Annotated in this window: 9 protein-coding genes and 1 tRNA gene; 5 read left to right on the top strand and 5 right to left on the bottom strand. The window is 69.0% G+C overall.

The genetic code is table 11. The features are described 5' to 3' along the window. A partial coding sequence (locus ACWGKS_RS12105) for an SMODS domain-containing nucleotidyltransferase (protein ID WP_452522588.1) occupies positions 1 to 382 on the bottom strand: 382 nt, incomplete at its 3' end. 700 nt (positions 383 to 1,082) lie between these two features. Next, positions 1,083 to 1,158 (bottom strand) — tRNA-Arg (locus ACWGKS_RS12100). Between the two features lie 509 nt (positions 1,159 to 1,667). Here ACWGKS_RS12100 and ACWGKS_RS12095 point away from each other — a divergent pair. Together ACWGKS_RS12095 and ACWGKS_RS12090 are read left to right on the top strand one after the other, a co-directional pair. Beyond that, positions 1,668 to 2,531, top strand: coding sequence for a cobalamin biosynthesis protein (locus ACWGKS_RS12095; RefSeq protein ID WP_358509522.1), 864 nt, complete (start codon positions 1,668 to 1,670; stop codon positions 2,529 to 2,531). Beyond that, positions 2,528 to 4,003 (top strand): cobyric acid synthase, encoded by a 1,476-nt coding sequence (locus ACWGKS_RS12090; protein ID WP_358509361.1) that lies wholly within the window; start codon positions 2,528 to 2,530, stop codon positions 4,001 to 4,003. The genes ACWGKS_RS12095 and ACWGKS_RS12090 overlap by 4 nt, the downstream gene beginning before the upstream one ends. A 57-nt stretch (positions 4,004 to 4,060) precedes the next feature. Here ACWGKS_RS12090 and ACWGKS_RS12085 read toward each other — a convergent pair whose 3' ends face one another. Then, positions 4,061 to 4,570: a hypothetical protein gene (locus ACWGKS_RS12085; RefSeq protein WP_358509363.1), complete on the bottom strand. Its 510-nt coding sequence runs from the start codon at positions 4,568 to 4,570 to the stop codon at positions 4,061 to 4,063. A gap of 340 nt (positions 4,571 to 4,910) precedes the next feature. On the opposite strand from ACWGKS_RS12085, the gene ACWGKS_RS12080 reads away from it, so the two are divergent. The 3 genes from ACWGKS_RS12080 to ACWGKS_RS12070 all read left to right on the top strand — a co-directional run bounded on the left by ACWGKS_RS12080 (position 4,911) and on the right by ACWGKS_RS12070 (position 9,615). Then, positions 4,911 to 7,796: a penicillin acylase family protein gene (locus ACWGKS_RS12080; RefSeq protein WP_358509525.1), complete on the top strand. Its 2,886-nt coding sequence runs from the start codon at positions 4,911 to 4,913 to the stop codon at positions 7,794 to 7,796. A 153-nt stretch (positions 7,797 to 7,949) separates the two neighbouring features. Beyond that, positions 7,950 to 8,453, top strand: coding sequence for an NfeD family protein (locus tag ACWGKS_RS12075; protein WP_358509366.1), 504 nt, complete (start codon positions 7,950 to 7,952; stop codon positions 8,451 to 8,453). A gap of 79 nt (positions 8,454 to 8,532) precedes the next feature. Then, complete coding sequence (locus ACWGKS_RS12070; RefSeq protein ID WP_358509369.1) at positions 8,533 to 9,615, top strand: SPFH domain-containing protein; 1,083 nt, start codon at positions 8,533 to 8,535, stop codon at positions 9,613 to 9,615. Between the two features lie 76 nt (positions 9,616 to 9,691). Here the strand turns inward: ACWGKS_RS12070 and ACWGKS_RS12065 are convergent, their stop codons facing one another. Then, a complete protein-coding gene (locus ACWGKS_RS12065; RefSeq protein ID WP_358509372.1) occupies positions 9,692 to 10,657 on the bottom strand; it encodes a quinone oxidoreductase family protein in 966 nt (321 codons plus the stop codon). A 136-nt stretch (positions 10,658 to 10,793) separates the two neighbouring features. Continuing rightward, entirely contained in the window at positions 10,794 to 12,998 is a 2,205-nt protein-coding gene (locus ACWGKS_RS12060) for a serine/threonine-protein kinase (protein WP_358509375.1), read from the bottom strand. Between the last annotated feature and the right edge of the window lie 61 nt (positions 12,999 to 13,059).

Raw genomic sequence — 13,059 nt, 5'->3', positions numbered from 1 at the left:
TCACACCACGATGAGCCCGTCCAAGATCGGGATGATCGTGCAAGCCGCGTTGGCGCTGACCAATATCGAGAAGCAAACTCGCTGAGATCACCTCATTGTAGATGGCGTCTCCATACTTCTTCAGGTCGTCGTTCCACTCGGGATTCTTGACCATCTGGACCATGAAGTCGCCATCGAAGGCCTTGCCGTTCTGCGGGTTGATGATGGTCCTCTGCGGCCATGAGCCTTGAGGAATCTTCTTCTTGAGGAGTGGCCCCAGTTCCTCGTCGGCCTTCAGAAGGTCGTAGATGGCATCGACCCGTCCGCTGAGGGTCTCCAGCTTGAACTTGGAGAGGTTGACGGTGTTGTCGAGAAAGTTCTTGAAGTAGTCGACGTGCCTCATGATGTGCCTCCGATTGGGGTTTGTGCGCAGGGCTCCTGCCCTAGATGATTGAGTCCGATGTCTTCAGCCGTCGTAGGGGCACCACAGCGCTTGCAGAAGGTCGCGCCTCGGGAGAAGACGTCAGTAACGTTCGTTCGATAGAGCTGGAGGAGCACGATGAGGCGGACTTCCCCTCCATGGGGTGCTGGCATCGCGGTCGTGGTGCGAGCCGTCACATACGGAGCAAGGTCGGTCTTCTGGCCACAGGGGCGGTCCCCCGACGAAACTGCCGTGGTACGACGGCTGGCCCGCGCGTGAGTGGAGGGGTATCGCCCCTCCCAGACGGTTAGGTCATAGCTCATGAGTTAAGGCTCTCAAGGCATGACGACATTCTGTTCGACCGTGTATCGGATCTGACCGCCAGGGCGGCCGGGGCTTCGGTGGAATCGGCCGTATACGGCCGGTGGGGTGACAGGACGTGGCCCGGGCCCAAAGCGTGCTCCATGTGACCGTCGGGGCGGCTGTGGGGCGCTGGTGGGTGGCCATGGGGGTATCCCGGGGCGGGGCCGCTAGGGTCACGGAATGGCAAAGTGCTTCGGGAGGTCGACCCCCACCTGCACCCACCTTGTACTGGGGAGCACACGAGGAGCACACATCGCCCAGAAACACGACGAGGACCTCGCCTGAGGTCCTCGTGTACCCCGTCTGACCTGGGGTTTTGTGGCGCACCCGGCAGGATTCGAACCTGCGACCGTCGGATTAGAAGTCCGGTGCTCTATCCACTGAGCTACGGGTGCTCGATTGGGTTGTGACCTGACATTGCTGCGGGTGATCAGGGCGTGACGTTTTGTGGGGTGGGGTGGTGGTCCAGTGGGCGGCTGGTCTGGGCAGTGGTGTCCCGGGCAGACATTCTAGGGTATTCGTCAGATGTCGCCCACGGGAGGGCAAAGACTCACCAACTACGGTGATTCGCAGTTGCGTCTCATTACCACGCGCGCTCCACCAAATCGGTCGCTATGGGCTTCGAGCCCCACGTTACCCGTGATTAACCCCGGGTGCGCCGCTGCGCGGCCGGTGTTTCGTGAACTGGCCGCCCCGGCGCGGGGGCGGCCGAGAGGGTCAGAAGACCCACCATTGACCTGCCAGGACCATCAGTGACGCCACCGCGAACAGCATGCGCTCCCCCTTTCCCTCGACTCTAGAGCCTCTAGGTGTATGGGCCGTTGCATTGCGTGGCAAACCCGGGTTTGCCGTGGTTTGGGCACCCTCGTAGGTGCTGTTGACTGAGAGGGTGAGACGGGGACTGATCGCGGGATTCGTGCTGGACAGGTTGGTGCCGGACCCCCGGAGGGGACACCCCGTGGCGCTCTTCGGGGCGGCCGCGGGATGGTGTGAACGTCGACTTTACCGGGATTCCGTGGCCGCGGGCGTTCTGTTCGTCGGGGCGACGGTGCTTCCGGTGGTGGCGGCGGGGTCACGGCTGCGGGGATCGGCGGTCACGGCCGTCGCGACCTGGGCGGTCCTGGGCGGCAGCATGTTGGGGCGAGAGGCCGAACGGGTGGCCGACGCACTGGAGCGTGGGGATCTGGACGGGGCGCGCACGTTGGTCGGTGGGTTGTGCGGGCGCGAGGTCGAGCACCTGGACGCGGACGGGATGGCGCGGGCCGTGGTCGAGTCGGTCGCGGAGAACACCTCCGACGCAGTGGTCGGGCCGCTGCTGTGGGGAGCGTTGTGCGGCCCCGCCGGGCTGGTGGGGTTCCGGGCGGTCAACACACTGGACGCCATGGTCGGACACCGAAGTGAGCGCTACGAACGGTTCGGCAAGGCCGCCGCGCGCTCGGACGACGTGGCCGGTTGGGCACCGTCGAGGCTGACCGCGTTGCTCGCGATCGCGGCGGCGCCGGTGGTGGGTGGAAGCCCCGAACGGGCGTGGCGGGTGTGGCGAAGGGACGGTGGTGCGCATCCGAGTCCGAACGCCGGGCAGTGCGAGGCCGCGTTCGCCGGGGCGCTGGATCGCGGGTTGGGTGGCACGAACGTCTACGGGGACCGGGTGGAGCATCGACCGGTGATGGGGGAGGGGCCCGAGGTGGGAGTGGCGGACATTCGTCGGGCCGTGCGTCTGGCACGCGTGGTGAACCTGGGCGCGTTGTTGGTGGCGGTGGCCCGGTGAACGCGATCCTGGTCGCCGGTACCACCTCGGACGCCGGCAAGAGCGTGGTCACGGCGGGGTTGTGCCGGTGGCTGGCCCGGCAGGGGGTGCGGGTGGCCCCGTTCAAGGCGCAGAACATGTCGTTGAACTCCACGGTGACGCCGAGTGGGGCGGAGATCGGCCGCGCCCAGGCGATGCAGGCCGCCGCCTGTGGGATCGAACCCACCGCCGACATGAACCCGGTGCTGCTCAAGCCGGGGGCGGGCGGCAGCCAGGTGGTGATCGACGGACGGGCGGTCGGCGAGGTGGACGCCCTGGGCCATGGAGTCATGCGCGAACGCATGCGCGCCGCCTCCTTGGCGGGCCTGGCCCGGTTGCGTGAGGACTACGACGTGGTGGTGTGCGAGGGGGCGGGCAGCCCGGCCGAGATCAACCTGCGGGCCGGGGACATCGCGAACATGGGGCTGGCGCGCGCCGCCGATCTACCGGTGGTGGTGGTCGGCGACATCGACCGCGGCGGGGTGTTCGCGTCGATGTTCGGGACACTGGCGCTCTTGGCCGAGGAAGACCAGGCGCTGGTCGCGGGCTTCGTCGTGAACAAGTTCCGGGGCGACCGGTCGTTGTTGGAACCCGGCCTGGAGATGTTGCGGAACCTGACCGGGCGCCCGGTGTTGGGGGTCCTGCCGTGGCTGGACGGATTGTGGTTGGACGTGGAGGACTCCCTGGCGCTCGGTGTGGATCGGGGGCCCATGGCTCCGCCGCTCGCCCGCACGCTGCGGGTCGCGGTGGTGCGACTGCCGCGGATCAGCAACTTCACCGACATCGACGCCCTGGCCGTGGAGCCGGGGGTCGACGTGCGGTTCGTGACCTCCGCGACGGAGGCCGCCGACGCCGACCTGGTGGTGCTGCCGGGCAGCCGGGCGACCGTGCGCGATCTGGCGTGGGTGCGCGAGCGCGGTATCGACCGGGTGCTGGCGGACCGGCCCGTGTTGGGGATCTGCGGCGGTTACCAGATGCTGGCCGAGTCCATCCGCGACGAGGTGGAGTCGCACGCGGGTTCGGTGCCGGGGTTGGGTCTGCTGCCCACGACGGTGGAGTTCGCGGCGGACAAGACGTTGGGACGTCCGGTGGGATGGGCCTATGGGCAGCGGGTGGAGGCCTACGAGATCCATCACGGCAGGGTGTCCGTGCGCGGGGGCGAACCGTTCCTGGACGGCTGCCGGCACGGTCGTGTGTGGGGGACCACCTGGCACGGAGCCTTGGAGAACGACGGATTCCGCCGGGCCTTCCTGACCGAGGTGGCGCACGTGGCGGGTCGTGACTTCGTGGTGGCTCCGGACACGGACTTCGCTGCCGCCCGCGCGGAACGACTGGACGCGTTGGGTGACCTGGTGGCGGAGCATGTGGACACCGACGCGGTGTGGCGACTGCTCGGGGAGGGTGTCCCGAAGGGGGCGCCGTTCATCCCGCCGGGGGCGCCGGGCGTGTCGTGACCCGGCGCGCGGTCACCGGGAACGCCCGACCGAGGGCGTCCCGGGACACGCGAGGGGTCAGGCCGCCAGGGATCGGGCGTAGTTGACCTGCTGGTTGATCTGACGCACGAGCGCCGGGCTGCTCACCGGGAGCTGTGTGGCGTGGTACCTGCCGTCGGCCTGCACCGTGACCTGCACGTGCCCGGTGGTCTTGGTCTCCTTCACCAGGAGGATCAACAGGCCCAGCAGGCAGGTCCACCAGAAGATGAGGATGGCGACGATGATCGCCCAGGTGGGGGTGGACTGTTCGGTGCGGCTCATGTCCGACAGGGTCCACACGCTGCCCTTGATGGGGAAGCGGCCGGCGGGGGTGATGACGCTGGTCTGGGTGACGGCGATGTCCCCGATGGTGAGCAGGGTGGGTTCGGGGGCGGGGTGGCCTCCCGGGTCGGCCGGCAGGTAACCACCGGTGGGGTTTCCGTAGGGCTCCAGTTGCCCTCCGGAGTGCTGTTGTGGGGGAAGGCCCCAGCCGGGGGTCTGGCCGTCCGGCTGCTGCCAGGGGCGGCCTTGCTCGGGGTACTCGTTCATGTGGGAATTGTGTCAAAGCCCCTGTCCCGGCCGATGCCCTGCGGACGGTCGAGTGTGGATCGTGGCCGGTTGTGGCCACCCTTCGACGTTCGGTGGCGTGGTGGATACGGGTTGTACGCAGCCGTTTCGGCTGGTGTGGCCTGGCTCACCGTAAACGTGGCGCTCCGAACCGGTGTGCGGTGGACCCTCCCGAAAAACATGAAAGTCTTTCGCGATTTCCTTACTCGTGCGTAACCTTTCGCTGATCCATCGCCCGCACCCCCAGGTGGTGACGTATATGTCTCCCGCACCCCCGCCCCTTCGACCCTCCTCGCGCAGGATCCCGTTCCGCGCCGGCGCCATGGGCGCGGCCCTGGCCGTCACGGCCTCCCTCGCAGCCGCCCTGCCGGCCCCCCCGGTCATGGCCGAGCCGGTCGCCTACGAGGACTACTGCGCGCCCTCCGGGTGCCACGACATCCTTCCCCCGGGCCAGAACGGCAACGCCACGCTGGTCGAGATCCTCGGCCACCAGGTCTTCGGCACACGCCCGGAGCACTCCTCCAGCCAACTCGACATGTACGACGACCTCGTGCACCACTACGACGGACTCACCGAGGAAGGCCTCGACGACTTCTTCCAGGACGCCTCCTACGGCGTCGACGAGGACGAGGTCGACCGCGAGTACCGGCCGCGCGAGGACGTCACCATCGTCCGCGACGCGGCGCACGGCATTCCACACATCACCGGCACCACGCGAGAGGGCACCATGTTCGGTGCCGGGTACGCGGCCGGTGAGGACCGCCTCTTCCTCATGGACATCCTGCGCCGGGTCGGTCGCGGTGAGCTCACCTCCTTCGCCGGCGGAGCGGAGGGCAACCGGGGCCTCGAACAGGACCTGTGGGCCACCGCCCCCTACACCGAGGAGGACAAACAGCTCCAGATCGACCGGATCGCGAGCGAGGGCGGCGAACGTGGCGAGCAGGCACTCGCCGACGTCGACTCCTACCTGGAGGGCGTCAACGCCTACATCGAAGAGGCCGACGGCGGGCGCTACTTCCCCGGCGAGTACGTGCTGACCGGGCACAAGGACGCCATCACCAACTCCGGTGAGATCGAGCCCTTCACCACCACGGACGTCGTGGGCATCGCCGCCATGGTCGGCGGCATCTTCGGCGGCGGTGGCGGCGGTGAGGTCCAGTCCGCGATCGTCCTGGCCAACTTCCAGGACCGCTACGGAGCCGAGGAGGGCCTGGAGCTCTGGCGGGCCTGGCGCATGGAGAACGATCCCGAGGCCTCCGTGACCGTCGACGGCGAGTTCCCCTACTCCCAGACCCCCGACGATCCGATCGGTCAGGTCGTCCCCGATCCCGGCTCGGTCGAGCCCTACGACATCGTCCACGACGAGTACGGTTCGGCGGCCCCGGACGCCGCGTCCCAGGCCTCCACCACCGAGGCCCCGGACGTCCCCGAAGCCGACGCGCCCACCGTGGCGGAACTCGACGAGGACCAGCGGGCCGAGCTGGAGGAGATGGTCGAGGAGGGCGATCTGTCCGCCGCCGAGGGCATCTTCGACGACGGAGTGCTGCCCGAGGGCTTCATGGACCCGCGCGGCATGTCCAACGCCCTGCTGGTGTCCGGCGAGCACACCGAGAGCGGCAACCCCGTCGCGGTGATGGGACCGCAGACCGGATACTTCTCCCCGCAGCTGCTCATGCTCCAGGAACTCCAGGGGCCGGGCATCAGCGCGCGCGGCGCCTCCTTCGCGGGTGTGAGCTTCTACGTCCAGATGGGGCGCGGGGTCGACTACGCCTGGAGCGCCACCTCGGCGGGCCAGGACATCACCGACACCTTCGCCGTGGACCTGTGCGAGACCGACGGCTCCGAGCCCACCACCGCCTCGCGTTCCTACGTGAACTCCTCCGGCGACTGCGTGGACTTCGAGGCCCTGAGCGTCAGCAACGACTGGACGCCCACCATCGCCGACGGTACCGAGGAGGGCGGCTACACGCTCACCTCGCTGCGTTCCGAACACGGCCTGGTGAGTTCCTTCGCCACCGTCGACGGGGCACCGGTGGCCTTCACCGAGCTGCGGTCCACCTACATGCGCGAGGTCGACTCCATCATCGGGTTCCAGAAGTTCAACGACCCCGACCTGATCAACTCGGCGGAGACCTTCACCGAGGCCGCCCACGACATCGCCTACGCGTTCAACTGGCACTACGTCGACGACCAGGACATCGCGTTCATCAACTCCGGCGACAACCCCGTCCGGACCGAGGGCACCGACCCCAACATGCCCATCGACGCCTATTCCGACGCCGGCTGGTCCGGTTGGGACCCGGCCACCAACGGGGCCGACTACCACCCGCCGTCCGACCACCCGCAGCAGATCAACCCGGACTACATCGTCAACTGGAACAACAAGCCGGCCCAGGGCTACACGTCGGGCTGGTCGACCGGTTCGGTGCACCGGAACGACCTGCTGGACGGTCGCGTCTCCGGCCTCATCGAGGACGGCCACCGCTTCACCACGGCCTCCCTCACCGGCACGATGATGGAGGCCGGGGTCGCCGACCTGCGCGCCGAACAGGTCCTTCCACTGCTGTTGGAGGTCATCGACACCGCGGAGGTGGACGACCCCGAACTCGCCGAGACGGTCGAGTCCCTGCGCACCTGGGCGGACTCGGGGGCCCTGCGCCGCGAACCCCAACGCGACGCCGGTCACTACGAGCACGCCGACGCCATCCGGGTGCTGGACGCCTGGTGGCCGATCCTGGTGCGAGCCCAGTTCGAACCCGGTCTGGGCGAGGGTCTGTACGAGGAGCTGACCCGCGCCGTCCAGACCGACGAGTCGCCCTCCGGCTCCATCGGCGGCGGCGAACCGGGCAGTGTCAACCAGGGGCAGCCGCACCGTGGTTCGGCGTTCCAGTACGGCTGGTGGTCGTACGTGGACAAGGACCTGCGAACGGCCTTGGACCAGGAGGTCGACGGCGCGCTCGGCGACCGGGTCTACTGCGGCGAGGGCGACCTCGGCGACTGCCGGACGGTGCTGCTGGACAGCCTCGCCTCGGCCGCGGCCACCCCGGCCGAGGAGGTCTACCCCGGGGACGAGCACTGCTCGGCCGGTGACCAGCTGTGCGCCGACACCGTGATCCACCAGTCGGTGGGCGGAATCGACATGTGGCCGATCGCCTGGCAGAACCGGCCCACCTACCAGTTGGTCTACGAGTTCTCCGGCGGCCGGTGACGCCCACCACCCGCGCATAGGGGACGAGAGCGGCCCGTGGCATCCCGCCACGGGCCGCGATCCTGTATCCATTACCGGATTCTTGTGGTTGGCCAGGGTTGTGTGGGTAGCTTAAGGACTACCCGAAACCACAGCGGGAGGGCCGACAGGAACATGCCTGCTTGGCTGATCTGGATCATCCTCGCGGCCGCCCTCGGGGCCGCCGAGTTCTTCACCCTGACCTTCGTCCTGGGGTTGCTGGCCACCGCCGCACTGGTCGCCGGCCTCCTGGGGGCCCTGGGACTACCGGTGGTCGTGCAGATCATCGGGTTCGCCGCCGCCTCCGCCGCCGGGGTCTGGCTGGTCAAACCGATCATGGACCGGCAGATCGCCCGCGGACCGGACGTTCGTTCCGGCACGGCCGCCCTGGTGGGGCGATCCGCCTTGGTCCTGGAGCCGGTCGACGCCGACCACGGACTCGTCAAGCTCAGCGGGGAGGAATGGTCGGCGCGGTCCATCGACGAGGACCTCGTCATCCCGGTGGGCGCGCACGTCGACGTCGTGGAGATCGACGGGGCCACCGCCGTGGTCTATCCGCGCGAGGCGTTGCCCGAACCCATCGAGCCGAACGGTCCCGACCAGACCCGACCGGGACAGGACCGTCCCGAAGCGGACTGATCACGGCCACCACGGTCACCACGGTCATCCGAAACCGAGCCGCACAAGCCACCAATCGACCTAGGCACAGGTACAGAAGATGGACCCTGCGATACCGCTCATCATCATCGCCGTTCTCCTGGTCGCCATCGCTTTGTCGGCGATCCGAATCGTTCCCCAGGCCCGCGCCTACAACATCGAGCGCTTCGGCCGTTACATCCGCACCCTCGACCCCGGACTGAACTTCATCATTCCGGGGGTGGACCGGGTCAACTCCAAGTTCGACCTGCGCGAACAGGTCTTCAGCTCGCGTCCCCAACCCGTGATCACCGAGGACAACCTGGTGGTCAACATAGACACCGTCCTCTACTACCAGGTGACCCAGCCCAAGGCCGCCGCCTACGAGGTCGCCAACTACATCCAGGCAATAGACCAACTCACCGTCACCACGCTGCGCAACGTCATCGGTTCCATGGACCTGGAACGCACGTTGACCTCCCGCGAGGAGATCAACACCCGGCTGCGCGGGGTCCTCGACGAGACCACCGGAAAGTGGGGCATCCGCATCAACCGGGTCGAGATCAAGGCGATCGACCCGCCGCCCACCATCAAGGAGGCGATGGAGAAGCAGATGCGGGCCGACCGCGACAAGCGCGCGGCCATCCTGCACGCCGAGGGTGAACGCCAGTCCCGCATCCTCAAGGCGGAGGGCGCCCGCCAGCAGGCCATCCTTGAGGCCCAGGGTGACCAGCAGGCGGCGATCCTGCGCGCAGACGGTGAGGCCAAGGCGATCGAGCAGGTCTTCCAGGCGGTGCACGCCAACGACGCCGACGCCAAGCTGCTCGCCTACAAGTACCTGGAGACCCTGCCGAGCCTCGCCGAGGGCGAGGGCAACACGTTCTGGGTGATCCCCGGCGAGTTCACCGAGGCGGTCAAGAACGTCTCGCACGCCTTCGCCGGCGACGCCGCCAAGACGGCTCCGTCCACGGAGAAGGGGCAGCGGGAGGCGGGGGACTCGGGCCCCGCGCAGATCACCGGCCCGGACCCGGCGAGGTCCACCTCATCTCAGGCGGCGGCGCAGGCCGCGGAGGCCGCCGAGAAGGCGGTCGCCGACGCCCGGGACGACGTTCGCCGGGCCGGGGCCAACATGGGTTCGACCCCGTCCCAGCGCAAGGGCGAGTGAGGCCGACCGGACGGAATCGACGACGATGGCGGTGGTCGCCCCGACAACGGGCGGCCACCGCACGTCGCGTGGACCCTCAGACCAGCAGCAGTTTGCCGGTGGTGGCACGCGAGGTGAGGTCCTCGTGCGCCCGGGCCGCCTCCTCCAACGGGTAGCGGCCGCCGACCCGAACGTCCAGACGCCCCCGCTCGACCAGTTCGAACAGGTCGCGGGCCCGACCCAGCAGCTCCTCGCGGTCGGTGACGAAGTGGGCGAGGGAGGGGCGGGTGAGGTAGACCGAACCGGCGCTGTTGAGCCGCTGCGGGTCCACCGGTTCCACCAGGCCGCTGGACTGCCCGAACAGGGCCAGAACCCCGCGCGGGCGCAGCGAGGCCAGGCTCGCGTCGAAGGTGTCCTTGCCGACGCCGTCGTAGACCGCCGCGACGCCTTCGCCGTCGGTGAGGTCACGGACGGCTTCGGCCACCGGGACCTCGGTGTAGCGGACGATCTCGTCGGCGCCGGCCGCGCGGGCGACGGCCTCCTTCGCCTCCGTGGAGACGGTGCCGATCACCCGGGCGCCCCGGGCCTTGGCCAGCTGGGTGATGAGCAGCCCGGTGCCGCCCGCGGCGGCGTGCACCAGGATGGTCTCGCCCTCGGCCACCGGGTGTACCGAGTAGGTGAGGTAGTGGGCGGTCATGCCCTGGAGCAGCAGCGCGGCGGCCTGTTCGTCGGTGACCCCGTCGGGGACGGGGACCGCCAGGCGGGCGTCGACGGTGGCGCGGTCGGCGTACCCGCCGGGCGACATCGCCCAGCCCACGCGTTGTCCCACCTTCAGGTCGGTGACGTCCTCACCGACCGCCGTGATCGTGCCCGAGGCCTCCATGCCCGGAACGAACGGCAGGTCCACCTTGTAGACGCCGCCGCGCTGGTAGACGTCGATGAAGTTGACGCCCCGGGCGGCCACGTCCAGGAGCACCTGGCCCGGGCCGGGGGTCGGGTCGTCGATCTCCTGTGTGCGTAGGACCTCGGGTCCGCCGAACTCCTCCATCACGATGGCGCGCATGTCGTCTCGTCCTCCCTGTCGCGATGACCTCCGAGGGCCACCGGATCACCCTGGTCGTCGTGGCCTCGACGCTAACGCGCCCGCCCTCGGGAGGGAACGCCCGCTTCGGAGCCGGGTGGGACCGAGGATGGATTCCCTACTCGGTGTCGACGCGGTGTAGCGCGAAGTCCGTGTACGCCACGGCGATCTGTTCGTTGCCGGAGGCGGCCCGTTGGATCAGACCGACCTGGCGTCGCTCGTCGTCGTCGAGGTCGGAGCTGTCCGGCAGCGGTTGTTCGTCCACGGTGCTCAGCGCGAGTTCGTCGTTGATCCACATGCTCAGGTCCATGTACGGGTCCTCGCCCTCCTCGGTCACGTACTCGCAGGAGAACTTGAGGTTGTTGGTGACCAGGTCACCCAGGTTCGTGTCGTAGGGAAGACCGTCGACCTCGCTCTCCTCGTCGAACAGGTCGTAGGTGGAGAACCCCTCGATCTCGGTGGTGGAGGCGAGCGCGGTGCTGCCGCTCTCCTCGGTCACCCGACGGATCTGCGCCTCGCCGCCGTCCAGGCGGACCTGTGCCTCGTACATGGTGCCCTCCTCATCCTCCTGTCCCCAGCAGTAGGCGCCCGTGGTCGCCTCGCCCGGACCGGAGAGGGGCGCCATGGTGGTGCTGATGAGGACCTGCGGGGGCGTCTCCCCGACGGAGGGGACGCGCGCGCCTTGGCCCTCCTTGAACGACGAGTCGATCGAGACCACCATGGCGTTCTGTTGGTCCCAGTACCCGATGCTGTTCAGGTCGGGGTATTGCTGGTCGAAATGGGTGGAACTCGGCCAGTCGGGGTCCGTGGCGAAGTCGGTGGTGTAGATGCTCGTGACGTTCTCCGGAGGGGCGTCCGATCCGGAGAACAGCGCGAAGCCGCCGATGGTGGCGACCAACACCAGCGCGACCGCACCACCGCCGATGAGCATGAGCTTGCGCCGGCCGCCACCGGAGGCGCCGTTCACCGGCTGTCCGGGGCCGTTCGGGACGCCGGGACCACCGGGGCCGTTCGGGCCGCTGTGCATCCCGTACGCGGCTTGACCGTACGGGGGCGCTTGCCCGTGCCACCCGACCTGTCCCTGGCCGTGCTGGGGGCCGGACTGCGGGTGGGCACCGTGACCTCCCATGGGGCCTTGCCGGTGCCCTTGCGGGTGGAAGGCCTGGGTTCCGGGCGCACCGGGGACGCCCGGCTGCCCTTGGGGACCGGAGGGGCCCTGGAACCCGGGCTGCCCCGGGGCGCCCGGCCCGCCCTGGTGCGCCTGTCGGGTGTGCGGCGGGACCGGACCGCCGATGGGCGGGGCGACGCCCCCATTGGGCGTCTGCCCTTGGCCGGGGCCCTGAAGGTGTTCGGTCGGCACCTGGTCCGTGGGAGCGGCACCCGTCCGCCGCGGACCGGATTCCTCCGGCGGTGGCGTGCCCGCCACCGGAGCGCTACTCGGTGGTGCCCAGGAGGTACTGATGGTCCGTCGTACCTCCGACTCCTCCGGGTCCTCCTGACCGGTCAGCTTGGCCAGCAGTTGCTGGGAGGAGGGACGGTTGGCGGGGTTCTTGTCCAGCGCGCCCCCGACCAGGTCCAGCAGGCTCGGATCCAACCCGTCCAGCTTGGGTTCGGCCGAGGAGATGTTGTGCAGCACCGCGGGCACCGTCGCCGCGTCGAAGGGCGCGTCCCCGATGCCGGCGAACGCCACCAGGCAACCCCAGGCGAAGATGTCCGCGGCCGGTGTGGCCTGCTCTCCCAGGATCAGCTCCGGCGCCATGTAGGAAGGGGTGCCCATGAGCTGACTGGAACGGGTGATGCCGCCGCCGGCGTCGTCCATGGCGCGGGCGATGCCGAAGTCGATCACCTTCGGCCCCACAGTGGACAGCAGAACGTTGGCGGGTTTGAGGTCGCGGTGGATCACCCCGGAGCCATGGATGGCGGTCAACGCCGCGGCCACGCCCATCGCCAGACCCTCAAGGGTGCCGCCGTGCATCGGCCCCTGCGCGCGCACAGCCTCGTCCAGGTTCGGGCCGGCCACGTACTCCGAAACGATGAACAGCGGCTCGCTCTCCAACCGGGCGTCGATGACCCCGGCCGTGGAGAAACGGGCCACCCGCCTGGCGGCGTCCACCTCTCGGGCGAACCGTTTCCGGAAGGACTCGTCGTCGGCCAGGTCCGGGTGGATGAGCTTGACGGCGACGGAGCGGCCGCCGGGATCCTCGGCGAGGTAGACGGTGCCCATGCCGCCGCGTCCGAGCCGACTGACGATGCGGTAACCGTCGAGTTCGCGCGGGTCGCCCGCGCGCAGGGGTTTGCCGCTTGAGTGGCCGTTGGACGTCACAGTCGAGGGTCCTCACAAATCGTGTGATAAGCGCCTATCAGCGTACCGACGCCGGTACCGG

Source organism: Nocardiopsis sp. NPDC055879 (genome assembly GCF_053615935.1).
The sequence above is the reverse complement of the archived record's forward strand: the minus strand, read 5'-3'. Positions and strand labels throughout refer to the sequence as shown.